The following is a 21874-nucleotide window of genomic DNA, read 5'->3' on the forward strand; positions in this document are numbered from 1 at the left end:
CCTTTTCGTCGGTGTGACGATTTCCGGGGCGCGTGGCAGCATGGTTCGTGTGACGTCACCCGCTCCCCTTGAGATCGAACGCACCGAGTCGGCGGAGGAGGTGTTCGCCGTACCCGAGCCGGACGTCCCCTGGGTCACGATCGTCCACAACGACCCGGTCAACCTCATGAGCTACGTGACGTACGTCTTCCAGACGTACTTCGGCTACCCGAAGGACAAGGCCACCAAGCTCATGCTCGACGTCCACCACAAGGGCCGGGCGGTCGTCTCCAGCGGAACCCGCGAGGAGATGGAACGCGACGTGCAGGCGATGCACGGCTACGGTCTGTGGGCCACCCTCCAGCAGGACCGGAAGTAGTCACCCCACTGATGCCAGGACACTTCGAACCGCTCTCCGGCGGCGGCGCGGCCGTCGCGCTCGACGACGTCGAGATCTCCATCATCCGGTCGCTGGCCGTGCAGCTCCTGGAGCTGATCGGCCCCGGCCCCGCCGAGGACGCGTCCGGCGACCCGCTCGCCGAACTCTTCGCCGAGGGCCCGAGCGAACCGCCCGCCGACCCGGTCCTCCGGCGGCTCTTCCCCGACGCCTACACCGGCCCCGAGGCGGCCCCCGGGCCCCGGGAGGCGGAGGAACGGCGGTCGCGCTCCGCCGAGTTCCGCCGGTACACCGAGAACGACCTGCGGGCCGGCAAGCGCGAGAACGCCCTGGCCGTGGTGCGCTCCCTGGACGCGCTGTCGGTGGAGGCGGAGGGCGCGGCGGTGCTGAAGCTGTCGCCCGGCGAGTCCCGGCAGTGGCTCGGCGCCCTCAACGACCTGCGCCTGGCGATCGGGTCCCGGCTGGAGATCACCGACGACGAGGACACCGACCTCCTCTACCGGCTGCCGGACGACGACGCGCGCAAGCCGATGGTGATGGCGTACCTGTGGCTGGGCGGGCTCCAGGAGACGCTCGTGGCCACGCTGATGCCGTGATCGTGAGGGTTTCGTCCTGACGTGTGACGATTTCGTGTTCGCTCAGCGGACGCTCAAATCCGGATAACGATCGCGTCACTGCGGTGATGTGCTTTGCCCCTTTCGAGTGCCATTTGTCCGCTTCTTCCTGTGTTGTGCGCCATATTTCGTACGGGTGATCACTGTTGCGGTCGTGATAAATCTTCACGACCGCCCGGCGAACACCACCCGAATGTTCGGCCGGGTGCGCCACCGAGCCGGCGGATCGCCGGCCAGGCACGAGCGGGCCCGCGAGGCCCGCTCAACTCCATCAATCCGGGGGGATCGAGACCCGATCCGAGGCCGACGCAGGCCCGGTTCGGCATGGAGAAAGGCGCACCACCACATGACCTCCGCTCAGGTCGACACGGAGAAGATCTCCGAAGAGGGGTACGAGCGTGGCCTCGGCAGTCGCCAGGTCCAGATGATCGCCATCGGCGGCGCCATCGGCGTCGGCCTCTTCCTGGGGGCCGGGGCGAACATCGCCAAGGCGGGCCCCAGTCTGATCGTCATGTACGCCCTCGCCGGTGTGATCATCTTCTTCATCATGCGGGCGCTCGGCGAGCTCCTGCTCTACCGCCCGGTCTCGGGTTCGTTCGCGGAGTACTCCCGCGAGTTCCTCGGCCCGTTCTTCGGCTACTTCACCGGCTGGACGTACTGGCTGATGTGGGTCGTCACCGGCATGGCCGAGCTGACGGCCGCCGCGATCTACGTCAACTACTGGTTCCCGGCCATCCCCCAGTGGGTGACGGCCCTGGTCTTCCTGGTGATCCTCTTCGGGGTCAACCTGATCTCCGTGAAGCTCTTCGGCGAGCTGGAGTTCTGGTTCTCGATGGTCAAGGTCACCGCCCTCATCGGCATGATCGTCATCGGCCTCGGTGTCCTCACCTTCGGCTTCAGCTCCGCCGGTGACACCGCCGCCGTCTCCAACCTGTGGGCCTTCGACGGCTTCTTCCCCAAGGGCATCGGCTCGTCCCTGATGACCCTCCAGGGCGTCATGTTCGCCTACCTCGCCGTCGAGCTGGTCGGTGTCACGGCCGGCGAGTCCGAGAACCCGGAGAAGACCCTCCCCAAGGCGATCAACACGCTCCCGTGGCGCATCGCCCTCTTCTACGTCGGCGCCCTCACCGTCATCCTGTGCGTGGTCAAGTGGACCGAGTTCGCGCCGGGCGTCAGCCCCTTCGTCGCCGCCTTCGCCAAGATCGGCATCCCGGCCGGCGCCGGCATCGTCAACTTCGTCGTGCTGACCGCCGCCCTCTCCTCCTGCAACTCCGGCATGTACTCCACCGGCCGCATGCTGCGGAACCTGGCCGACAGCGGCGAGGCCCCGGCGGCGTTCCAGCGGCTGTCCGCCTCCAAGACCCCGGCCTTCGGCATCACGGTCTCGGTCCTCTTCATGGGCATCGGCGTCGTCCTCAACTACGTCGTCCCGGAGAAGGCGTTCGGCTACGTCACCTCCGTCGCCACCGCCGCCGGCATCTGGACCTGGCTGATGATCCTGGTCAGCCACGTCCTCTACCGCCGCGCGGTCGACGCGGGCCGGCTGCCCGCCTCCTCCTTCCCGGCGCCGGGCGGCGCGGTGTGCTCCTACGTCGCCATCGCGTTCCTGCTCTTCGTCACCGGCCTGATCGCCTACGACGCCGACTCCCGCGTCTGCCTCTACGTGATGGCCGGCTGGGCCGCCGCCCTCGCGGCCGGCTGGGCCGTGCTGAAGTCCCGCAGCCCCGAGGTCACCGGACGCCGCGAGGCGGCCCCGGAGAAGGTGGGCTGACCGCCACCACGGGACGTCCGGCCGGAGGGGACACACGCCGACCCGTGCGGTGCCCCCTCCGCCCGCCGCCCAGGACGTCCGCCATGTGGGCCGCCCCGTACCGCCCCTCGGTACGGGCCGGCCCCTCTGCTTATCCTGGCGACCATGCTGACCATCACCCAGGACCTCGTCGACCGGATCGTCGCGCACGCGCGCAAGGACCACCCCGACGAGGCGTGCGGCGTCGTCGCCGGCCCGGCGGGCTCGGACCGCCCCGAGCGCTTCATCCCGATGCTCAACGCGGCCATGTCGCCCACGTTCTACGAGTTCGACTCCGGTGACCTGCTGAAGCTCTACCGCGAGATGGACGACCGCGACGAGGAACCGGTGGTCGTCTACCACTCCCACACCGCGACCGAGGCCTACCCCTCCCGCACCGACATCTCCTACGCCAACGAGCCCGGCGCCCACTACGTCCTCGTCTCCACCGCCGACACCGACGGCGCCGGCGAGTTCCAGTTCCGCTCCTTCCGCATCGTCGAGGGCGAGGTCACCGAGGAGGAGATCCGCGTCGTCGAGGCCTACTGACGCCCGTCGCGCGGACGCCACGCGTACGCGGGGGCGCGTGCCGGCAGCGGGTGCGCGCGGTGCGCGCCGGACCCGCTCCCACAGGGCGGTCTCATTTTTCGGCCGGATTCCGTCCACCATGTGGAACTACCCTCGGGAAGCCCGAGGGGGAATCGATACGATGAGCCCATGGTTTCCCACGACGTGAGCAACAGGACGCCGGGCACGCTGCTCGTGGCGCGGCTGCACGTCGACCTGTGCAGGCTCGCCAGCGCCATCTGTTGACGCTTCGCCCTGCCGCCGCACGGCTCGTGAGCCGCGGCGCGACGCACGACCACTCCGTACTGCGCAGCCGCGCGCTTACCGACCTGACCACTCCCGACAGGAGCCCTGAGCCATGGCCATCGAGGTCCGCATCCCGACCATCCTCCGCCAGTACACCGACGGTCAGAAGGCGGTGGAGGGCAGCGGTGACACCCTCGCCGACCTGTTCACCGACCTCGAGACCCGGCACGCGGGCATCCAGGCCCGCATCGTGGACGACGGCCAGCTGCGCCGCTTCGTCAACGTCTACCTGAACGACGAGGACGTCCGTTTCGTCGACGGCATCAACACCAAGCTCACCGACGGCGACACCGTGACCATCCTGCCGGCCGTGGCCGGCGGCATGGCCTGACGGGCCGCTGACCACTCATGCGTTACGACTCCCCGTTGGCCGCGGTGGGCAACACCCCCCTGGTGCGCCTGCCGCGGCTGTCGCCGTCCGCCGACGTCAGCATCTGGGCCAAGCTGGAGGACCGCAATCCCACCGGCTCGGTCAAGGACCGTCCCGCCCTGCACATGATCGAGCAGGCGGAGAAGGACGGCCGGCTGACACCCGGCTGCACCATCCTCGAACCGACCAGCGGCAACACCGGCATCTCCCTCGCCATGGCGGCCAAGCTCAAGGGCTACCGCATGGTCTGCGTGATGCCCGAGAACACCTCGCAGGAGCGCCGCGACCTGCTCGGCATGTGGGGCGCGGAGATCATCTCCTCCCCGGCCGCCGGCGGCTCCAACACCGCCGTGCGGGTCGCCAAGGAGCTGTCCGCCGAGCACCCCGACTGGGTGATGCTCTACCAGTACGGCAACCCGGACAACGCGGGCGCCCACTACGCGACGACGGGCCCGGAGATCCTCGCCGACCTCCCCTCCGTCACGCACTTCGTGGCCGGCCTCGGCACCACCGGCACCCTCATGGGCGTCGGCCGCTACCTGCGCGAGCACAAGCCGGACGTCAGGATCGTGGCCGCCGAGCCGCGCTACGACGACCTGGTCTACGGCCTGCGCAACCTCGACGAGGGCTTCGTCCCCGAGCTGTACGACGCCTCCGTCCTCACCACCCGCTTCTCGGTCGGCTCCGCGGACGCGGTCACCCGCACCCGCGAGCTGCTCCAGCAGGAGGGCATCTTCGCGGGCGTCTCCACCGGCGCCGCGCTGCACGCCGCGATCGGCGTCGGCAGGAAGGCCGTGCAGGCCGGCGAGAGCGCCGACATCGTGTTCGTCGTGGCCGACGGCGGCTGGAAGTACCTCTCCACCGGCGTCTACACCGCGGCCACCACGGAAGAGGCCATCGAGACGCTCCAGGGCCAGCTCTGGGCGTGAGCCGCCGCGGGCCTCACGTCGTCAGGTGACGGACCTGGTCCCACAGGACCGGGTCCACCACACCCACCCGGCGGCGGAAGTCCCGCACCCGGACCTGGCGCAGCTCGTCCGTCTCCAGGAAGCTCGGACGCCCCCGCGCGTCCCCGACGGCACCCGGCGGCAGCGGGATCACCCCCGCCCGCTCGTCACGGTACCGGCTGGTGATCTTCGCGACCGTCACCCGGTCGCCGCGCACCACCAGCACCAGACAGGGCCGGTCCTTGGCCCGCCCGTCTCCCACCGCCGCTCTGCCCGACGCGCTCCGCGCGGCCCCTCTCGATTCTGGCCCGTCTTCATACGGCACGTTCGCCCACCAGATCTCCGCCGGCTGCGGCCGCCCCGCCGCACCCCGGCCGCGCCCCGCCGGGCCGCGGCCCCGCGCCGGCCGCCCCGGGGGCCGGGACCTCCGCCCCGCCGGCCGCCGGCGGTGTCCCCAGCCGTCGACGAGCGTGGCGACGAGCGCCAGCAGTACCACCGCCGCGAGCGCCAGCCACCAGGACGTGTCCATGGACACGACGTTACCGGCGTATGTACGACCGTGCGCGCCCTCTCGTGCGCCCCATACGCCCCGCGTCCAGCCGAACCGGTGACACCACAGGTGAGTTCGCCCACAACGGCCCCTGGCGGAGGAGCGACCGGACGTTCCGCGTCTTACGCTCGACGAACCGCACGACCCCCGTCGCCCCTGCCCCGACCGTTCGTTTCACGATCTTTCCCGGTGTTCCGTCTTCTTCGGTTCCCGCCAGCGGAGGTTCCTGCTCTATGAAGCTCACCGTCGTCGGCTGCTCGGGGTCGTTTCCGTCCGTGGAATCGGCCTGCTCGAGCTACCTCGTCGAGGCCGACGGCTTCAGGCTGCTTCTCGACATGGGCAACGGCGCCCTGGGCGAGTTGCAGCGCCACTGCGGTCTCTACGACCTCGACGCGATCTTCCTGAGTCATCTGCACGCCGACCACTGCATCGACATGTGCGCGTATTTCGTGGCGCGCTACTACCGCCACGACGGCGGACGCTGCGACCCCCTCCCGGTCTACGGACCCGAGGGCACCGAGCACCGCCTCACCACGGCCTACGCCGACACCCCCTCGGCCTCCTCCATGAGCGAGGTCTTCGACTTCCACACGGTCAAGCCCTCCACGTTCGACATCGGCCCCTTCACGGTCCACACCGAACGCGTGGCCCACCCCGTGGAGGCGTACGGCATCCGCCTCGAGCACGGCGGCCGGGCCCTGACCTACTCCGGTGACACCGGCGTCAGCCCGGCCCTCGACGAACTCGCCCGCGACAGCGACCTGTTCCTGTGCGAGGCCGCCTTCACGCACGGCAAGGAGAACATCCCCGACCTGCACCTCAACGGCCGTGAGGCCGGCGAGTCGGCGGCCCGCGCGGGTGCCCGCCGCCTGCTCCTCACCCACATCCCGCCGTGGACCGACCCGCAGATCAACCTCGCGGACGCGCGGGCGGTCTTCGACGGACCGGTGGAGCTGGCCGTGCCCCGGATGTCGTACCAGGTCTGAACACGACGAAGGCCCCCGGAGCCGTTCAGGGCTCCGGGGGCCTTCGCGCGCGTCAGGACACGCTCACGCCTTCGTGAGGTCCTCGACCTCCTCCTCGGGCTCCCGGCCCGGGGTGGTGAGGTCGAACCGGATGATCGCGAAGCGGAACACCACGTAGTAGATCACCGCGAAGACCAGGCCGATGGGGATGATCAGCCAGGGCTTGGTGGCGAGGTTCCAGTTCAGGGCGTAGTCGATCAGCCCCGCCGAGAAGTTGAAGCCGGCATGGACGCCGAGGGCCCAGGTGACGGCCATGGAGACCGCCGTCAGCAGGGCGTGGATCACGTACAGCAGCGGCGCGATGAACATGAAGGAGAACTCGATCGGCTCCGTCACGCCCGTGACGAACGAGGTCAGCGCCAGCGAGACCATCATGCCCGTGACGGCCTTGCGGCGCTCGGGCCGGGCGGTGTGCGCGATGGCGAGCGCGGCGGCCGGCAGACCGAACATCATGATCGGGAAGAAGCCGGACTGGAACATGCCGGCGGAGGGGTCGCCGTTCAGGTAGCGCGTGATGTCGCCGTGCACGACGTCGCCGGCCGCGTTGGTGAAGTCACCGATCTGGAACCAGGCGACGGTGTTCACGAACTGGTGCATGCCGATCGGGATCAGCGCCCGGTTGATCGCGCCGAAGATGCCCGCGCCCGCGGCGCCGAGCCCGGTCATCCACTCGCCGAAGTCGGTGATGACCCCGCCGATCGGCTCCCAGACCAGACCGAAGAAGACACCGACCACGAGACCGACGAAGGCCATGACGATCGGCACCAGCCGGCGGCCGTTGAAGAAGCCGAGCCAGTCGACGAGCCGGGTGCGGTAGAAGCGCTGCCAGAGCACCGCCGACAGCAGACCCATGACGATGCCGCCGAGCACACCCGGGTTGTTGTACGTGGCGGCTATGTCCTGGCCCGCCTGGATCTTCCCCTCGGTGACCGGGAACGCCTGGAGGACCCTGCTGTAGACGAGGAAGCCGACGAGCGCGGCGAGGGCGGTGGAGCCGTCCGACTTCTTGGCGAAGCCGATGGCGACGCCGATGCAGAAGAGCAGCGGGAGGTTGCCGAGGATGGCGTCGCCGGCCTCGGCGAACACCGTGGCGACCTTGCCCCAGCCGAGACCGTCCTTGCCGAACACGTCATCGGCGCCGAGCCGCACCATGATGCCCGCGGCGGGCAGTACCGCGACGGGCAGCTGCAGGCTGCGGCCGACCTTCTGAAGGCCCTGGAACAGGCCTGATCCCCACTTCTTCGTGGGGGCCGCCGTGGGCGCGGTGGCGGTGCTCATAGACTTCCTCCATCGGAACATGGTCTACACCACCCAGTGGTGTAGACCATGTGTAGCACGATGAAGGCGAGATGAGGAACCCGTCGAAAGCACAAGCGAAACGCCGCCCTCAGCGCCCTGACAGACCCCTCTCAGCGCCCCCTTCTCAGGCCTTGGTGACGTCCTCGTGCTCCTCCTCCGGCTCACGCCCCGGCGTCTTCAGATCGAACCGCGTGATCGCGAAACGGAAGATCACGTAATAGAGGAGCGCGAAGCACAGGCCGATCGGAACGATCGCCCACGGCCTGGTCGCCAGGTTCCAGTTGATGACGTAGTCGATGAGCCCGGCGGAGAAACTGAACCCGTCGTGCACCCCCAGCGCCCAGGTCACCGCCATCGACACCCCCGTCAGCACCGCGTGGATCACGTACAGCGCCGGCGCCACGAACAGGAACGAGTACTCCAGCGGCTCGGTGATGCCGGTGACGAACGACGTCAGCGCCACCGACAGCATCAGACCGCCCACCTCCTTGCGGCGCTCGGGACGGGCGCAGTGGGTGATGGCCAGGGCCGCCGCCGGCAGCGCGAACATCATGATCGGGAAGAAGCCCGAGGTGAACTGACCCGCGTCCGGATCACCCGCCAGGAATATGTTGATGTCACCGTGCACCACCGTCCCGTCCGGCTTGGTGTAGCTCCCGAACTGGAACCAGAGGGGCACGTTCAGGAACTGGTGCAGCCCGACCACCAGCAGCGCACGGTTCGCCAGACCGAAGACACCGGCGCCCCAGGAGCCCGCGTCGCCCAGCCAGTCGCTGAAGCTCTCCAGCCCGGCACCGATCGGCGGCCAGATCCACAGGCACAACGCGGCGAACACGATCGCCACGAACGCCATGATGATCGGCACCAGCCGGCGCCCGTTGAAGAAGCCGAGCCAGTCCACCAGCCGCGTCCGGTGGAAACGCTGCCAGAACCAGGCCGCCGCCAGACCCATCACGATGCCGCCGAACACACCCGGATTCTGGTACGTGAACGCCGTCACCGTCCCCTCGGCCGCCTCCTGGCAGCCGATGCCCGGCACCGCCCTCGCCCCGCCCGGACACTCCTGCGGGAACTGGCGCAGCACGTTGTAGTAGACGAGGAAGCCCGTCACCGCCGCGAGCGCGGTCGAGCCGTCGGACTTCTTCGCCATGCCGATGGCCACCCCCACACAGAACAGCAGGGGCAGCCCGAGCTGGCCGTCGAGCAGGGCGCCGCCCGCGCCCGCCATCACCTTCGAGACGTCCGTCCAGCCCAGGCCCTCGTCGCCGAACACGTCCGGCTGCCCCAGCCGGTTGAGGATGCCGGCGGCCGGCAGCACCGCGATCGGCAGCTGCAGACTCCGCCCCATCTTCTGCAACCCCTGGAACAGCGCGTGCCAGCGGGCGCGCGCGGGACGGGCCCCGGTGTCGGCGCTCTCGGCACTCATGGTTTGGCGACCGCCTGTCAGGTGGTGTAGACCAGCTCTGGACCGTTTCGCTGCTGTGCCGTCATCCTCAGGGACGTACCGCGCAATCGCTCGCGAAACTGGGCCGACTGTGGGTTACTGCGACAAAGCTGATCGCATCAGGGAATTCAGGGAGACCGCACATGGCCAGCAAGCTCACCGGCAAGGCCGAGAAGATCGTCGCCGGACTCGGTGGCATCGACAACATCGAGGAGATCGAAGGCTGCATCACCCGCCTGCGCACCGAGGTGTCCGACCCCTCGCTGGTCGACGAGGCCGCCCTGAAGGCCGCCGGCGCCCACGGCGTCGTCAAGATGGGCACCGCCGTCCAGGTCGTCATCGGCACCGACGCCGACCCCATCGCCGCGGAGATCGAAGACATGATGTGAGCCGCCCCCACCCGACCGACGGGGCCCACCCACCACGGCAAGGGCCCCTCCACCGGTACGGCTAGGCTCAGCGGCATGTCTCGCATCGACGGCCGCACCCCCGAACAGCTCCGCCCCGTCACCCTCGAACGCGGCTGGAGCAAGCACGCCGAGGGCTCCGTCCTCATCTCCTTCGGCGACACCAAGGTCTTCTGCACCGCCTCCGTCACCGAAGGCGTCCCCCGCTGGCGCAAGGGCAGCGGCGAAGGCTGGGTCACCGCCGAGTACTCCATGCTGCCCCGCTCCACCAACACCCGCGGCGACCGCGAAGCCGTCAAGGGCAGGATCGGCGGCCGCACCCACGAGATCTCCCGCCTCATCGGCCGCTCCCTGCGCGCCGTCGTCGACTACAAGGCACTCGGCGAGAACACGATCGTCCTCGACTGCGACGTCCTCCAGGCCGACGGCGGCACCCGCACCGCCGCCATCACCGGCGCCTACGTCGCCCTCGCCGACGCCGTCGCCTGGGCCCAGCGCAAGAAGCTGGTCAAGGCCGGCCGCCGGCCCCTCACCGGCACCGTCTCCGCGGTCTCGGTCGGCATCGTCGGCGGCGTCCCCCTCCTCGACCTCTGCTACGAGGAAGACGTCCGCGCCGAGACCGACATGAACGTCGTCTGCACCGGCGACGGCCGCTTCGTCGAGGTCCAGGGCACCGCCGAGGCCGAGCCGTTCGCCCGCGACGAACTCAACTCCCTTCTCGACCTGGCCGTTTCCGGCTGCGCGGAACTCACTGTCCTTCAGCGCACCGCCCTTGATACCGTCCTCGAAAAGTAAAGGACACACCAAGACGGGCGGCCGGGACGAGCAACCGGGCCGCCCGCCCTCGCGTCCCTACCGGTACGGGCGTACGGCTCACCGCCGTACGCCCGGCCAGTCAGCACACGGGGGCCCTTGGGGCTGAGCAAGGGGAGGACCACCACCATGGCCGAGAGCCGACGCCGCCGTCGCCGTACCGCCGTCGCCGCCGCGATAGCAGCCGCCGCGCTGACGGCCCTCACCGTCACCGGCTGCGACGCCGTCAACAAGGCACTCGACTGCGTCGAGACCGCCGACGCCGTCGCCGACGCCGTCACCGACCTCCAGCAGGCCGTCGACAGCGCCGCCGACGACCCCACCCAGACCCAAGAGGCCATCGACGCCATAGGCGACAGCCTCAACAAGATCGACAGCGAAACGGGCGACGCCGACCTCGACCAGGCCACCGAAGACCTCCGACGCGCCCTGACCGAGGTCACCACGGCCATCGAGAACGGCGACGAGACCCCCGACATCAGCGGCGTCACCGACGCGGCCGGCGAACTCACGAAGGTCTGCACCTCGTAGACCGCACCGCGGTCTCCCCGGCCGACCGGCCCTGGATACTGAACGGCATGACCCGCCTGATCCTCGCCACCCGCAACGCCGGAAAGATCACCGAACTCAGGTCGATCCTCGCCGACGCAGGCCTGCCCCACGACCTCGTCGGCGCGGACGCCTACCCCGACGTCCCCGACGTCAAGGAGACCGGCGTCACCTTCGCCGAGAACGCCCTGCTCAAGGCCCACGCCCTCGCCCAGGCCACCGGCCTGCCCGCCGTCGCCGACGACTCCGGCCTCTGCGTCGACGTCCTGAACGGCGCCCCCGGCATCTTCTCCGCCCGCTGGGCAGGCCGCCACGGCGACGACCAGGCCAACCTCGACCTCCTGCTCGCCCAGCTCTCCGACATCGCCGACGAACACCGCGGCGCCCACTTCGCCTGCGCGGCGGCGCTCGCCCTGCCCGACGGCACGGAGCGGGTGGTGGAGGGACAGCTGAGGGGCGTCCTGCGCCACACCCCCGCCGGCACCCACGGCTTCGGCTACGACCCGATCCTCCAGCCGGACGGCGAGACCCGCACCTGCGCGGAACTGACCCCCGCGGAGAAGAACGCGATCAGCCACCGGGGGAAGGCGTTCCGGGGGCTGGTGCCGGTGGTGCGGGAGCTGTTGGGTTGACGGCGAAGGCCCGCCCATCAGGGGCGGGCCTTCGAATCAAAGGCGTGCGGCCGGAGGGACTCGAACCCTCAAGGGATTTCTCCCACAGCATCCTAAGTGCTGCGCGTAGGCCAGTTCCGCCACGGCCGCATACGCCGACATGTTACCGGTCAGGCGAGGGCGGTTTGCGGGGAACGCCGACGTCCGCCTCGGCACCACGTACCCGTGATCGCATGACAGTTGGGGCACAGATAGCGGAGGTTCTCCCGGCGGTTGTCCCGCCAGTTCCCGTTGACATGGTCGATCTGCAAGTGGCTGGTGTCGAGGCCGAGCCGCCGCATCAGGTCGGCCCAGTTGCGTGCCTCGGCGACCTCCGGTGCCAGCCGTTCCCTGCTGTACGCGTCCGATCGTCGCGGTGTGCTCTGCACGTTCCCGCCCCCTCCGTTCTCGGCCACCCGTTCGTGGCTCGCACGGAGTAACGAACCGCTCACCCGACAGTCACGCCCGAAACGGGAAGCGGCCCGCCCCGGAGCATTCCGAGGCGGGCCGTTCGGCGAGGGAGAGGGGGGTCAGATGCCCAGGTCCTTGATGATCTTGGCGACGTGGCCCGTCGCGCGGACGTTGTACAGGGCGCGTTCGACCTTGCCGTCCTCGTCCACGACGATCGTCGAGCGGATGACGCCCAGGTACGTCTTGCCGTAGTTCTTCTTCTCGCCGAAGGCGCCGTAGGCGTCGAGGACCTTCTTGTCGGGGTCGGCCAGCAGGGTGACCTTCAAGGATTCCTGCTCGCGGAACTTGCCGAGCTTCTCGGGGCTGTCGGGGGAGATGCCGATGACGTCGTACCCGGCGCCGGTCAGCAGCTCCAGGTTGTCGGTGAAGTCGCAGGCCTGCTTGGTGCAGCCGGGGGTCAGGGCCGCCGGGTAGAAGTACACGATGACCTTGCGGCCCTTGTGGTCCGACAGGGACACCTCGTTGCCGTCGGCGTCGGGGAGGGTGAAGGCGGGGGCCACGTCCCCGGGCTGGAGTCGCTCGCTCATCGGACCAGCGTAACCGGGGGTCCTGGCGGTGCGGGCGCACGTGGAGCTGACAGACTGTCCAGAGCAGCAACAGGCATCGGCTGACTTCGGAGGCCCTACCGTGGCGGACACGTCGGACACCAGAACCCCGGCGCAGATCGAGGCGGACATCAGGCGCCGCCGTGAAGTGCTGGCCGAGACGCTCGACGAGATCGGGGTGCGGGTGCACCCGAAGACGATCGTCGGGGACGCCAAGGCCAAGGTCGTCGCCAACGTCGACCACACGCTCGGGAGGGCCTACGTCCAGGTCAACCGGGTGGTGAGCGATGTGAAGGCGCAGTTCGTGGACGAGGGGGGCGCGCCCCGGCTGGAGCGGGTGGTGCCGGTCGCCCTCGTGGTCGTCGGGCTCGTGGGGCTGCTGGCGCTGGGTCCCCGGCGTCGGAAGCGCTGACCCGGGCGAGTCCCGGTGCGGCCGAGGCAGGTAGGTTCAAAGGCGTGAGCGGTAACAGAGACGTGCACAGCAGTCACCACGACAAGCTTCCCATCCGGATGCTCCACGACCGCGTCCTCGTGCGGCAGGACGCCGGCGAGGGCGAGCGGCGCTCCGGTGGCGGGATCCTGATCCCCGCCACGGCGGCCGTCGGCCGCCGGCTGGCGTGGGCCGAGGTCGTCGCGGTGGGGCAGAACGTGCGGACGGTGGAGACGGGCGACCGGGTTCTGTTCGATCCGGAGGACCGGGCGGAGGTGGAGGTGCGGGGTGTCGCGTACGTGCTGATGCGCGAGCGCGATCTGCACGCCGTGGCCGCGGACCGGTTCGAGGGAGCCGAGGACTCGACGGGTCTGTACCTGTAGATCGAAGGCCGGAAGCGGGGAGGGGCTGGTGACCGTGGTCACCAGCCCCTCCCCGTTTCCGTTTGCTAGGTTGGGCGGGAGCCCGACGAGACGCGCCGTACCGGGATGGACGCAAAGACGACGCACCCCAGTGAAGAAGTGCTCGTCCGCGGAGGTGTCCCCATGGCCTGGGTCCTGCTCGTTCTCGCCGGTCTGCTCGAGGTCGGCTGGTCGGTCGGCATGAAGTACTCCGACGGTTTCACCCGGCTCGTGCCCAGTGTGCTCACCGGCGCCGGGATCGTCGCCAGCATGCTGCTGCTGTCGTACGCCGCCAGGTCGCTGCCCATCGGTACCGCCTACGGCGTGTGGGTCGGGATCGGTGCGGCCGGGGCGGCGGTGCTCGGCATGGCGGTGCTGGGGGAGCCGGTCACCGCCGCCCGTGTTTTCTTCGTGTGTCTGCTGCTGGTCGCCGTCGTCGGGCTGAAGGCGACCTCCGGTCACTGACCGAGCGGGCGGCGGGCGGCGAGCTGCGGTCCGGTGCCGCCGTCGGAGGTTCCGCCGGTGCCGCCGTCGGTGGTGGAGCCGTCGCTCGTCGTCCCGCCGTCCGTGGTGTCCCCCGTGGTGGAGCCGGTGGTGGTGGAGCCCGTGCTGGTCGAGCCGGTGGTGGTGGATCCGGTCGTGCCGCCCGTCGTGGTCGAGCCGCTGGTCGTGCCGCCGCCGGTGGTGGTGGAGCCGGTGGTGGAGCCGGTCGTGGTGGAGCCGTCGGTCTGGCTCTCCGTCCGGCCGGGGGTCTGGGTGTCCTGGCCGCCGGTGGTCGCCTGGTTCTGGTCCTGGCCGCCGGTGGAGTCGTCCTGCGGGGTCTCGGAGGACGGGAGGGCGGTGTCCGCGGAGCCCTCCTGGAGCTGGAGGTCGAAGTCCTTGGCCGGGGTGCCCTTCAGGGCCTCCTTGGTGAACTGGGCCCAGATCTGAGTGGGGGCGCCGCCGCCGTTGATACGGGCCAGGCCCATCGCGCCGTAGAGCGACTTGTGGGCGGCGGTCACCGGGTCCTGGCCCATGACGGAGATGACCGTGGCCAGGTCGGGGGTGTAGCCGGCGAACCAGGCGGCGGTGTCCTCCTCGGCGGTGCCGGTCTTGCCGGCGGCCGGGCGGCCCGCGGCCTGGGCGGCGGTCGCGGTGCCGTTCTGGACGACGCTGCGCAGGATCGAGGTGGTGGTGTCGGCGGCCTCGCGGCTGACGGCCTGCGTGGACTTCCGCGCGGGCAGCTCGATGACGTCCGAGCCGTCCTTGGTGACCTTCTCGATCAGGGTGTAGGTGCCGTGCTTGCCGTGGTTGGCGAGGGTCGCGTACGCCTCGGCCATGTCCAGGACGCTCGCGGTGGCCACGCCGAGCGCGATGGACGGGTACGGCTGGAGCTCGGGGGTGTCGGTGGGCAGGCCGAGGTCGATCGCGGTCTGCTTGACCTCGTCGGGGCCGACGTCGACGGCCATCTGCGCGTACACGGAGTTGACGGACTTGTCGGTGGCCTCGCGCACGGTGATGTCGCCGTAGGAGACGTCGTCCTCGTTGGCCGGGTCGTAGCTGCTGCTCCAGCCCTGGACGGCGCGCTTGTTGGTGCCGTCGTAGACGGTGTCGGGGGTGATGGTGCGGCCGTCCTGGGTGACGGAGCCGTTGTCGACGGCCGAGGTGAAGACGAACGGCTTGAAGGTGGAGCCGACCTGGAAGTCCTGGCGGGTGGCGTTGTTGGTGTACTGCTTGACGTAGTCGATGCCGCCGTACATGGCGAGGACCTTGCCGGTCTTCGGGTCGACGGCGGCGCCGCCGGCGCGGACGTAGGTGTCGACCGTGCGGTCCTTGTCGAGCTTGGACATCAGCTGGTCGTCGACGGCGTCGACGAGGGCGTCCTGCTTCTCCTTCTCCAGGGTGGTGGTGATGCGGTAGCCGCCGGCGTCGAGCTGGTCCTCGTCGACGACCTTGTTCTGGATCAGGTAGTCCTTGATGGCGCGGACGATGTAGCCGCGCTGGCCGGACATGCCGGTGTCGGTGCCGCTGGTCTCCTTGGGCGTGGGGAACTTCATCCCGGTGCGCTCGGAGGCGCTCAGCCAGCCCTTGGTGACCATGCCGTCGAGGACGTAGTTCCAGCGGGCCTCGGCGGCGCTCTTGTTCTCCGGGTGGGCGATGACGTCGTACTCGCTGGGCGCGTTGAGCAGGGCGGCGAGGTAGGCGCCCTGGCCGGCGGTGAGGTCGGCGGCGTCGATGCCGTAGTAGGCCTGGGCGGCGGCCTGCATGCCGTAGGCGTTGCGGCCGAAGTAGCTGGTGTTGAGGTAGCCCTCGAGGATGTCGGCCTTGGACTGGGTGCGGTCCAGCTTGATCGAGATGAAGAACTCCTTCACCTTGCGCGTGACGGTCTGTTCCTGCGCGAGGTAGTAGTTCTTGACGTACTGCTGGGTGATGGTGGAGCCGGACTGCTTGCCCTTGCCCAGGGCGGTGTTCCAGCCGGCGCGGATCATCGCCTTGGGGTCGACGGCCGACTCGGTGTAGAAGTCGCGGTCCTCGGCGGCCAGGACGGCGTGCTGGGCGGCCTTGGAGATCTGGGAGAGGCTGACGTTCTCCCGGTTGACCTCGCCGTCGCGGGCGATCTCGGTGCCGTCCGCGTAGAGGTAGAGGTTGCTCTGCTTGGTGGCGAGCGCGTTGGCCGGCGGGATCTTGACCGTGGAGTAGCCGTAGTAGAACAGGCCGCCGACGGCCAGGGCGGCGAGGACGAAGGCGCCGAGCACCATCTTCCAGGTCGGCAGCAGGCGGCGCCAGCCGGTGCGCTTGGGCCGCTTGGGCTTCTTGCCGGCCGCCGGTTCGGCCCCCTCGGGCTCTGTGGATGCCGCCCAGCCCTCGGTCGGCTGTTTCGGCTGCGGCTCGTCGCTCATGTGTTGCTCGGACTCCTGTGTCGCGCGGTACGTTCCCGTACACCTCGTACGCCTTCTGCGCCCCCTGTCGAAGACTCTCGCACCACGCGTTCCGTTCCCGGCAATCGGCGCGCGTCGCGTCACATGGCGGGCCCGTAAAACGCGTGGCGTGCCGCGGTGCGGTCGCCTAGGCTCCTGCGCTTCGGTGTCCATGAGTGTGGGAGGACGGTTGCCGTGGGTTCGGCGCGGTTGTACGCGGCCGTCGCAGCAGGGGGCTTCCGAAGGTACGCGACCTATCGGGCGGCCACGGCCGCGGGGGTGTTCACCAACACCGTTTTCGGCCTCGTCCTCGCCTGCACCTACCTGGCGTTGTGGGACGAGCGGCCCCGTCTCGGGGGCTACGACCAGGCGCAGGCGGTGACGTACGTGTGGGTCGGGCAGGCGCTGTTCGCGACGCTGGCGCTCCAGGGCGGCGGTTTCGAGGCCGAGCTGATGGAGCGGATCCGCACGGGCGCGGTGGCGATCGACCTGTACCGGCCGGCCGACCTGCAACTGTGGTGGTTCGCCACCGACGTGGGGCGTTCGCTGTTCCAGCTGCTCGGGCGGGGGGTGATCCCGTTCGCCGTCGGGACGCTGGTGTTCCCGACGGCCGTGCCCGGCGACCCGCTGGTGTGGCTGCGGTTCCTGGTGGCGGTGCTGCTGGGGATGGTGGTCAGCTTCGCGATCCGGTTCCTGGTGGCGCTGAGCGGGTTCTGGCTGCTGGACGGCACGGGCGCGTTGCAGATGCTGATGGTCGCCGGGATGTTCTGCACGGGCATGGCGCTGCCGCTGAACGCCTTCCCCGAGCCGCTGGGCGACATCGTGCGGGCGCTGCCGTGGTCGGCGATGCTCCAGCTGCCGGCGGACGTCCTGCTGGGGGAGGCCGGCGCGCCGGCCGCGTACCTCTTCCAGGCGGTGTGGGCGGTGGTGCTGCTGACGGCGGGGCGGCTGGTGCAGGGAGCGGCGACGCGGCGGGTGGTGGTGCAGGGTGGGTGAGGCCGGCCGGGTGGCGGAGGAGGGTGGCTGGGTGCCGGTGGAGGGCCCGTCGACGGGGAGCGACCGGGCGCCGGTGCCGGTGCCGGTACCGGACGGCCGGATGGCGGAGGGGCTGCGCGCCTACCGGCTGATCGCCGGGATGTGGATCCGTTCGACGCTGGCCTACCGGCTGTCGTTCGCGATGACCGTGCTGGCCGGGCTGCTGGTGACGGGCCTGGACTTCGTCGCGATCCTGCTCATGTTCTCCCAGGTCGACGTGCTCGGCGGCTACACGCTGCCCGAGGTGGCCTTCCTGTACGGCCTGTCCGCGACGTCGTTCGGGCTGGCGGACCTGGTGATGGGCTCGGCCGGCCGGCTGGGCTCGCGGGTGCGGGACGGCACGCTCGACACGCTGCTGCTGCGGCCCGCGCCGGTGCTCGCGCAGGTGGCGGCGGACCGGTTCGCGCTGCGCCGGGTCTCGCGGATCGCGCAGGGGGCGCTGGTGCTGGGCTGCGCGCTGGTCGCGGTGGACGTCGACTGGACCGCGTCCCGGGTGCTGCTGCTGCCGGTGACGGTGGTCAGCGGTGCGGCGATCTTCGGCGCGGTGCTGGTGGCGGGGGCCGCGTTCCAGTTCGTGACGCAGGACGCGGCGGAGGCGCAGAGCGCGTTCACGTACGGCGGTCAGACGATGTTGCAGTATCCGCCGACGGTGTTCGGCAAGGAGCTGGTGCGCGGGGTGACGTTCGTGTTCCCGCTGGCGTTCGTCAACTGGGTGCCGGCCGCGTACGTGCTGGGGCGGCCGTATCCGCTGGGGCTGCCGCAGGGGGCGGCGTTCGCTCCGCCGCTGGTGGCGGTGGGGTGCTGTGCGCTGTCCGGGCTGGCCTGGCGGGCGGGGCTGCGGTCGTATCGGAGTACGGGGAGTTGATGGTGGACGCGTTCATCGAGCTCGACGGGGTGGAGAAGGTCTTCGACGTGCGTGCGCGGACGGGTTTCCTGAGGCGGGAGACCCGGCGGGTGCGGGCGGTCGACGGGATCTCCTTCACCGTGGCGCGCGGCGAGATGGTCGGCTACATCGGGCCGAACGGTGCCGGGAAGTCGACGACGATCAAGATGCTGACGGGCATCCTCACGCCGAGCGGTGGCCGGCTGCGGGTCGCGGGCATCGACCCGTCCCGCGAGCGGACGCGGCTGGCGCACCGGATAGGGGTGGTGTTCGGGCAGCGTACGACGCTGTGGTGGGACCTTCCGCTGATCGACTCCTACCGGCTGATGCACCGCATGTACCGCATCCCCGACGCCCGTTACCGGGAGGGCCTGGACCGGCTGGTCGGCCTGCTCGACCTGTCGGCCCTGCTGGACGTGCCGGTGCGGCAGCTGTCGCTGGGACAGCGGATGCGGGGCGACATCGCGGCCGCGCTGCTGCACGACCCCGAGGTGCTGTACCTCGACGAGCCGACGATCGGCCTCGACGTCGTCTCCAAGGCGCGGGTGCGGGAGTTCCTGCGCGAGCTGAACGCCGAGCGCGGCACCACGGTCCTGCTCACCACGCACGACCTCCAGGACATCGAACAGCTCTGCTCCCGGGTGATGGTCATCGACCACGGGCGGATGATGTACGACGGTCCGCTCGCGGGTCTGCACGAGGCGGGCGAGAGCGAGCGGACGCTGGTGGTGGACCTGGAGCGGGAGCTGCCGCCGATCGAGGCGGGCCCGGCCGCGCGGGTGGTGCGGGTGGAGGGGCCGCGGCAGTGGCTGGCCTTTCCGGCGTCGGCGTCGGCGGCGCCGTTGGTGGCGCGGATCGCGGCGGAGTACCCGCTGGTGGACCTGTCGGTGCGGGAGCCGGACATCGAGGCGGTCATCGCCCGGATGTACGCCGGGCGGGAGAGCGTGGTCCCGGGGGCCGGGAACTCGTAGGCTGCCGTCCATGACCGATGACGCGGTTCCGGACCTCCGTGCCTCCGACGCCGATCGCGAGCGGGTCGCCGAGGTGCTGCGGGACGCCCTCGCCGAGGGCCGGCTGGACATGACGGAGTTCGAGGAGCGGCTGGACGCGACGTACCGGGCGCGGACGTACGGCGAGCTGGCGCCGCTCACCCGGGACCTGCCGGCCCCCGGGGTCACCCCGCCGTCGCCCGACGTGTCGCTGCGCAAGGGGGCTCGGGCGGACGGCGGCTGGGCCGGGCGGATCGTGGGCGGTCAGGGGTCGTCGACGGCGGCCGTGGCCGTGATGTCGGGCTTCCAGCGCAGGGGCCGCTGGACGGTGCCCCGGCGTTTCACCGGCTTCGCGTTCTGGGGCGGCGGGGTGATCGACCTGCGGGAGGCGGACTTCGCCGCCGGGGAGGTCGTGATCAACTGCGTCGCGATCATGGGCGGGATGAGCGTCGTCGTGCCGCCGGGCGTGGACGTCGTGGTGCGGGGCCACGGCTTCATGGGCGGCTTCGACCAAGGGGGGGACGGACGCTGCGGCCGACCCCGGGGCGCCGCGCGTGGTGGTGACCGGCTTCGCGTTCTGGGGCGGGGTCGGCGTCGAACGCAAGCGGACGCGTGAGGAGCGGCGGCGGGAGCGGCCGGAGCGCGGCGAGGCAGGGCGGGACCTGCCGGGCGGGGCGGAGGGCAAGGGCGAGGGCGGGGAGGGCCGGCGGCATTGGGGGCACTGAACATGGCCGCCGGTGCGGGCGGCCCGGCGGGCTGGTGGTCCCGTGGGCGGGCGGGTGCCGGTCACGGTCGTGTCGGTGCCGGTCGCAGCCGTGCCGGTGCCGGTCACAGCCGTGCCGGTGCCGACCCCTCCAACTGCTCCGGCTCGATGAGTTCCGCCATCCTCCGGTATCCCTTGTCGCTGGGGTGGAGGCTGTCGCCCGAGTCGTAGTCGGCGCGCAGGCGGCGCGGGTCGTACGGGTCGCGCAGGGCCTCGTCGACGTCGACGAGCTCGTCGAAGACCGTGCCCGAGCGGAGCGTGTCGTTGATCTCGCGCCGTACGTCCTCGCGGGCGTCGGTGTAGCCGCGGTGGCCGCGGAACGGCAGGAGGGTGGTGCCGACGACCTTGACGCCGCGGGCGTGGGCACGCTCGACGAGGGTGCGCAGGCCGTCGACGACGGCGTCGGGGTCGGCGAGGGAGCGGTTGCGCAGGATGTCGTTGACGCCGAGGTCGACGACGACGACCCGGACGTTCGGGCGGCCGAGGACGTCCCGTTCGAAGCGTTCGAGTCCGCTGGGGTTGTCCGCGGTGGGGAGGGACCCGTCCGGGCGGGGCCGGGAGCGGGGGACGCCCTGTCCGTCGGCGAGGACCTGGTTGCCGCTGATGCCCGCGTTGACGACGCCGTAGCGGGGCGCGTCCCGGCCGGCGGCGACGGCGGCCCGCAGCCGGTCGGAGAGCACGTCGGGCCAGCGGCGGTTGGCGCCCGGCGTGGAGGTGACGCCGTCGGTGATGGAGTCGCCGAAGGCGACGACGGTGCCGTCGGCCTCGTCGCTGAGCACGTCCAGGGCGGTGAGGTAGCGCCAGGAGGTGCTCCGCCCGGTGTACGGGCCGCCCGTCACGTCGGCGGTGTGCTCGCCGTCGGCGACGTAGCTGGTCTGCCGGGCGTGCCGGTGGTGGGTGACCGGTCCGGCGGAGGCGGGGGTGTAGGTGCTGACCAGGACGTCGGAGTCGGCGGGGACGGCGAGCGTGACGGCGTCGCTGACGGTCTGCCCGCCGGCCGGCACGACGACCGTGGGCGCGCCGCCGAAGGTGAGCCGGCGCAGGGTGCCGGCGGTCGCGGCCGGGCCGTCGTCGTCGGCCGCGACGGCGAGGGTGGCGGCGGTGACGGTCAGCGGCCGGGTCCCGTACAGGTTGGACAGGGTGATGCGGGCGCCGGTCCCGCCGACGCTGGTGTGGACGACGTTGCGCACCGTGAGACCCGCGGTGCCGTCCGTCCCGGTGAGTGCTTCGCCGCCGACGGGGGCGGCGGCCCAGGTGCCGACCCAGACGCCGGCCGAGGCGGGGGCGGCCCGGCCCGGGGCCGGGCGGGGCGCGGCGGCGGTGTCGTCGAGGGGGCCGTCCCCGGCGTCGACGCCGACGTATATGGCCGCCGAGAGGGCCGTGACCACGGCGGCCATCGCGGACAGCTCGGCGCGGTGTCTCGTGCGGGACATGGCCACGCCCCCGTCGTGATGCCTGGTCATGCGGGTGTGGTTCTCCTCGTGCGAGGGAGCGGCGGGGCTCCGGCCGTCGTGCAGGAGGTCACCGTCGAACTCCCCCGCCTGACAGACGACGGGAACTCCTGTTCCGTTCCGGGAGTCGGTCAGGCAGGACGATGGGTGCGGCGCAGGACAATGTTGGTGCCGGGGACGCGGAGGATCCGGAACGGGGGACGGTGGATGGACCGGCGAATGGACCGGCGGACGGACCGGACGGACCGGCGAATGGACCGGACGGACCGGGCGGTGGCACGGAACGGAAGGACGGAGGGGACG

At 70.8% G+C, this 21874-nt stretch carries 24 protein-coding genes, 1 tRNA gene, 2 pseudogenes and 1 riboswitch; of the genes and pseudogenes, 19 read left to right on the forward strand and 8 right to left on the reverse strand.

The features are described from left to right. Positions 1-40: 40 nt before the first annotated feature. The 7 genes from clpS to ACZ3KJ_RS00505 all read left to right on the forward strand — a co-directional run bounded on the left by clpS (position 41) and on the right by ACZ3KJ_RS00505 (position 4951). Entirely contained in the window at positions 41-358 is a 318-nt protein-coding gene (gene clpS, locus ACZ3KJ_RS00475) for an ATP-dependent Clp protease adapter ClpS (protein WP_365462008.1), read from the forward strand. An 11-nt stretch (positions 359-369) separates the two neighbouring features. After that, on the forward strand, positions 370-972 hold the full coding sequence (locus tag ACZ3KJ_RS00480) for a DUF2017 domain-containing protein (RefSeq protein WP_467523525.1): 603 nt from the start codon (positions 370-372) through the stop codon (positions 970-972). Between the two features lie 364 nt (positions 973-1336). Further along, positions 1337-2761: an amino acid permease gene (locus ACZ3KJ_RS00485; protein WP_467523527.1), complete on the forward strand. Its 1425-nt coding sequence runs from the start codon at positions 1337-1339 to the stop codon at positions 2759-2761. 144 nt (positions 2762-2905) lie between these two features. Further along, complete coding sequence (locus tag ACZ3KJ_RS00490) at positions 2906-3328, forward strand: M67 family metallopeptidase (RefSeq protein ID WP_467523528.1); 423 nt, start codon at positions 2906-2908, stop codon at positions 3326-3328. Positions 3329-3496: 168 nt separating this feature from the next. Next, complete coding sequence (locus ACZ3KJ_RS00495) at positions 3497-3592, forward strand: putative leader peptide (protein ID WP_389523977.1); 96 nt, start codon at positions 3497-3499, stop codon at positions 3590-3592. A gap of 112 nt (positions 3593-3704) precedes the next feature. Then, positions 3705-3983, forward strand: a complete 279-nt coding sequence (locus tag ACZ3KJ_RS00500) for a MoaD/ThiS family protein (protein WP_389523980.1) — start codon at positions 3705-3707, stop codon at positions 3981-3983. Positions 3984-4000: 17 nt separating this feature from the next. After that, positions 4001-4951 carry a PLP-dependent cysteine synthase family protein gene (locus tag ACZ3KJ_RS00505; RefSeq protein WP_389523983.1) on the forward strand — a complete coding sequence of 317 codons (951 nt, stop codon included), beginning with the start codon at positions 4001-4003 and terminating at the stop codon, positions 4949-4951. Between the two features lie 13 nt (positions 4952-4964). Here the strand turns inward: ACZ3KJ_RS00505 and ACZ3KJ_RS00510 are convergent, their stop codons facing one another. Next, positions 4965-5498, reverse strand: a complete 534-nt coding sequence (locus ACZ3KJ_RS00510; RefSeq protein ID WP_467523529.1) for a type II toxin-antitoxin system PemK/MazF family toxin — start codon at positions 5496-5498, stop codon at positions 4965-4967. Between the two features lie 254 nt (positions 5499-5752). On the opposite strand from ACZ3KJ_RS00510, the gene ACZ3KJ_RS00515 reads away from it, so the two are divergent. Then, positions 5753-6505: an MBL fold metallo-hydrolase gene (locus ACZ3KJ_RS00515; RefSeq protein ID WP_389523989.1), complete on the forward strand. Its 753-nt coding sequence runs from the start codon at positions 5753-5755 to the stop codon at positions 6503-6505. A gap of 63 nt (positions 6506-6568) precedes the next feature. On the opposite strand, the gene ACZ3KJ_RS00520 is transcribed toward ACZ3KJ_RS00515, so the two are convergent. Continuing rightward, positions 6569-7822, reverse strand: a complete 1254-nt coding sequence (locus ACZ3KJ_RS00520; RefSeq protein ID WP_467523530.1) for a PTS transporter subunit EIIC — start codon at positions 7820-7822, stop codon at positions 6569-6571. A gap of 145 nt (positions 7823-7967) precedes the next feature. Continuing rightward, positions 7968-9269: a PTS transporter subunit EIIC gene (locus ACZ3KJ_RS00525; protein WP_467523531.1), complete on the reverse strand. Its 1302-nt coding sequence runs from the start codon at positions 9267-9269 to the stop codon at positions 7968-7970. 161 nt (positions 9270-9430) lie between these two features. Here ACZ3KJ_RS00525 and ACZ3KJ_RS00530 point away from each other — a divergent pair, with 161 nt between their 5' ends. The 4 genes from ACZ3KJ_RS00530 to rdgB all read left to right on the forward strand — a co-directional run bounded on the left by ACZ3KJ_RS00530 (position 9431) and on the right by rdgB (position 11688). Then, a complete protein-coding gene (locus tag ACZ3KJ_RS00530) occupies positions 9431-9676 on the forward strand; it encodes a PTS sugar transporter subunit IIB (RefSeq protein WP_389523998.1) in 246 nt (81 codons plus the stop codon). 75 nt (positions 9677-9751) lie between these two features. Beyond that, positions 9752-10489 (forward strand): ribonuclease PH, encoded by a 738-nt coding sequence (rph, locus tag ACZ3KJ_RS00535; RefSeq protein ID WP_467523532.1) that lies wholly within the window; start codon positions 9752-9754, stop codon positions 10487-10489. Between the two features lie 147 nt (positions 10490-10636). Next, positions 10637-11038, forward strand: a complete 402-nt coding sequence (locus tag ACZ3KJ_RS00540) for a hypothetical protein (protein WP_467523533.1) — start codon at positions 10637-10639, stop codon at positions 11036-11038. 47 nt (positions 11039-11085) lie between these two features. After that, entirely contained in the window at positions 11086-11688 is a 603-nt protein-coding gene (rdgB, locus tag ACZ3KJ_RS00545; protein WP_467523534.1) for an RdgB/HAM1 family non-canonical purine NTP pyrophosphatase, read from the forward strand. A 45-nt stretch (positions 11689-11733) separates the two neighbouring features. On the opposite strand, the gene ACZ3KJ_RS00550 is transcribed toward rdgB, so the two are convergent. From ACZ3KJ_RS00550 to bcp, 3 genes and pseudogenes are all read right to left on the reverse strand, one after another. Beyond that, positions 11734-11817, reverse strand: a tRNA-Leu gene (locus ACZ3KJ_RS00550). A gap of 20 nt (positions 11818-11837) precedes the next feature. After that, positions 11838-11978: pseudogene (locus ACZ3KJ_RS00555) on the reverse strand (zinc finger domain-containing protein); the annotation flags it as partial. A gap of 258 nt (positions 11979-12236) precedes the next feature. Then, positions 12237-12704, reverse strand: a complete 468-nt coding sequence (bcp, locus tag ACZ3KJ_RS00560) for a thioredoxin-dependent thiol peroxidase (protein ID WP_467523535.1) — start codon at positions 12702-12704, stop codon at positions 12237-12239. A 100-nt stretch (positions 12705-12804) separates the two neighbouring features. Between bcp and ACZ3KJ_RS00565 the strand changes: the two genes are divergently transcribed. From ACZ3KJ_RS00565 to ACZ3KJ_RS00575, 3 genes are all read left to right on the forward strand, one after another. Then, the gene (locus tag ACZ3KJ_RS00565) at positions 12805-13134 is read left to right on the forward strand and encodes a DUF3618 domain-containing protein (RefSeq protein WP_385062311.1); all 330 of its coding nucleotides are present in this window, start codon (positions 12805-12807) and stop codon (positions 13132-13134) included. Between the two features lie 98 nt (positions 13135-13232). Continuing rightward, entirely contained in the window at positions 13233-13535 is a 303-nt protein-coding gene (locus ACZ3KJ_RS00570) for a GroES family chaperonin (protein ID WP_385062591.1), read from the forward strand. Between the two features lie 57 nt (positions 13536-13592). Further along, positions 13593-13662: riboswitch (guanidine-III (ykkC-III) riboswitch) on the forward strand. Positions 13663-13697: 35 nt separating this feature from the next. Then, a complete protein-coding gene (locus tag ACZ3KJ_RS00575) occupies positions 13698-14018 on the forward strand; it encodes a DMT family transporter (RefSeq protein ID WP_467523537.1) in 321 nt (106 codons plus the stop codon). Here ACZ3KJ_RS00575 and ACZ3KJ_RS00580 read toward each other — a convergent pair. Beyond that, the gene (locus tag ACZ3KJ_RS00580; RefSeq protein ID WP_467523539.1) at positions 14012-16432 is read right to left on the reverse strand and encodes a transglycosylase domain-containing protein; all 2421 of its coding nucleotides are present in this window, start codon (positions 16430-16432) and stop codon (positions 14012-14014) included. The two genes, ACZ3KJ_RS00575 and ACZ3KJ_RS00580, sit on opposite strands and share 7 nt — an antisense overlap. Before the next feature lie 213 nt (positions 16433-16645). Between ACZ3KJ_RS00580 and ACZ3KJ_RS00585 the strand changes: the two genes are divergently transcribed. The 4 genes and pseudogenes from ACZ3KJ_RS00585 (at position 16646) to ACZ3KJ_RS00600 (ending at position 20082) form a co-directional block, all read left to right on the forward strand. Beyond that, positions 16646-17446, forward strand: a complete 801-nt coding sequence (locus ACZ3KJ_RS00585) for an ABC transporter permease (RefSeq protein ID WP_467523540.1) — start codon at positions 16646-16648, stop codon at positions 17444-17446. 100 nt (positions 17447-17546) lie between these two features. Then, positions 17547-18350, forward strand: coding sequence for an ABC transporter permease (locus ACZ3KJ_RS00590; protein WP_467524766.1), 804 nt, complete (start codon positions 17547-17549; stop codon positions 18348-18350). Continuing rightward, positions 18350-19339 carry an ABC transporter ATP-binding protein gene (locus tag ACZ3KJ_RS00595; protein WP_467523541.1) on the forward strand — a complete coding sequence of 330 codons (990 nt, stop codon included), beginning with the start codon at positions 18350-18352 and terminating at the stop codon, positions 19337-19339. Before ACZ3KJ_RS00590 ends, ACZ3KJ_RS00595 begins: the two co-directional genes overlap by 1 nt. 10 nt (positions 19340-19349) lie before the next feature. Continuing rightward, a pseudogene (locus tag ACZ3KJ_RS00600) lies at positions 19350-20082 on the forward strand (DUF1707 SHOCT-like domain-containing protein). A 103-nt stretch (positions 20083-20185) separates the two neighbouring features. Here the strand turns inward: ACZ3KJ_RS00600 and ACZ3KJ_RS00605 are convergent. Further along, entirely contained in the window at positions 20186-21583 is a 1398-nt protein-coding gene (locus ACZ3KJ_RS00605; protein WP_467523542.1) for a GDSL-type esterase/lipase family protein, read from the reverse strand. Positions 21584-21874: the final 291 nt, after the last annotated feature.

The sequence above is a fragment of the Streptomyces sp. NPDC003248 genome (assembly GCF_055563235.1).

What these genes read in the sequence shown, in the direction of transcription:
- clpS (WP_365462008.1), top strand. Translation starts at nt 41, where the DNA reads ATGGTTCGTGTGACGTCACCCGCTCCCCTTGAGATCGAACGCACCGAG.
- ACZ3KJ_RS00480 (WP_467523525.1), top strand. Translation starts at nt 370, where the DNA reads ATGCCAGGACACTTCGAACCGCTCTCCGGCGGCGGCGCGGCCGTCGCG.
- ACZ3KJ_RS00485 (WP_467523527.1), top strand. Translation starts at nt 1,337, where the DNA reads ATGACCTCCGCTCAGGTCGACACGGAGAAGATCTCCGAAGAGGGGTAC.
- ACZ3KJ_RS00490 (WP_467523528.1), top strand. Translation starts at nt 2,906, where the DNA reads ATGCTGACCATCACCCAGGACCTCGTCGACCGGATCGTCGCGCACGCG.
- ACZ3KJ_RS00495 (WP_389523977.1), top strand. Translation starts at nt 3,497, where the DNA reads ATGGTTTCCCACGACGTGAGCAACAGGACGCCGGGCACGCTGCTCGTG.
- ACZ3KJ_RS00500 (WP_389523980.1), top strand. Translation starts at nt 3,705, where the DNA reads ATGGCCATCGAGGTCCGCATCCCGACCATCCTCCGCCAGTACACCGAC.
- ACZ3KJ_RS00505 (WP_389523983.1), top strand. Translation starts at nt 4,001, where the DNA reads ATGCGTTACGACTCCCCGTTGGCCGCGGTGGGCAACACCCCCCTGGTG.
- ACZ3KJ_RS00510 (WP_467523529.1), bottom strand. Translation starts at nt 5,498, where the DNA reads ATGGACACGTCCTGGTGGCTGGCGCTCGCGGCGGTGGTACTGCTGGCG.
- ACZ3KJ_RS00515 (WP_389523989.1), top strand. Translation starts at nt 5,753, where the DNA reads ATGAAGCTCACCGTCGTCGGCTGCTCGGGGTCGTTTCCGTCCGTGGAA.
- ACZ3KJ_RS00520 (WP_467523530.1), bottom strand. Translation starts at nt 7,822, where the DNA reads ATGAGCACCGCCACCGCGCCCACGGCGGCCCCCACGAAGAAGTGGGGA.
- ACZ3KJ_RS00525 (WP_467523531.1), bottom strand. Translation starts at nt 9,269, where the DNA reads ATGAGTGCCGAGAGCGCCGACACCGGGGCCCGTCCCGCGCGCGCCCGC.
- ACZ3KJ_RS00530 (WP_389523998.1), top strand. Translation starts at nt 9,431, where the DNA reads ATGGCCAGCAAGCTCACCGGCAAGGCCGAGAAGATCGTCGCCGGACTC.
- rph (WP_467523532.1), top strand. Translation starts at nt 9,752, where the DNA reads ATGTCTCGCATCGACGGCCGCACCCCCGAACAGCTCCGCCCCGTCACC.
- ACZ3KJ_RS00540 (WP_467523533.1), top strand. Translation starts at nt 10,637, where the DNA reads ATGGCCGAGAGCCGACGCCGCCGTCGCCGTACCGCCGTCGCCGCCGCG.
- rdgB (WP_467523534.1), top strand. Translation starts at nt 11,086, where the DNA reads ATGACCCGCCTGATCCTCGCCACCCGCAACGCCGGAAAGATCACCGAA.
- bcp (WP_467523535.1), bottom strand. Translation starts at nt 12,704, where the DNA reads ATGAGCGAGCGACTCCAGCCCGGGGACGTGGCCCCCGCCTTCACCCTC.
- ACZ3KJ_RS00570 (WP_385062591.1), top strand. Translation starts at nt 13,233, where the DNA reads ATGCTCCACGACCGCGTCCTCGTGCGGCAGGACGCCGGCGAGGGCGAG.
- ACZ3KJ_RS00575 (WP_467523537.1), top strand. Translation starts at nt 13,698, where the DNA reads ATGGCCTGGGTCCTGCTCGTTCTCGCCGGTCTGCTCGAGGTCGGCTGG.
- ACZ3KJ_RS00580 (WP_467523539.1), bottom strand. Translation starts at nt 16,432, where the DNA reads ATGAGCGACGAGCCGCAGCCGAAACAGCCGACCGAGGGCTGGGCGGCA.
- ACZ3KJ_RS00590 (WP_467524766.1), top strand. Translation starts at nt 17,547, where the DNA reads ATGGCGGAGGGGCTGCGCGCCTACCGGCTGATCGCCGGGATGTGGATC.
- ACZ3KJ_RS00595 (WP_467523541.1), top strand. Translation starts at nt 18,350, where the DNA reads ATGGTGGACGCGTTCATCGAGCTCGACGGGGTGGAGAAGGTCTTCGAC.
- ACZ3KJ_RS00605 (WP_467523542.1), bottom strand. Translation starts at nt 21,583, where the DNA reads ATGACCAGGCATCACGACGGGGGCGTGGCCATGTCCCGCACGAGACAC.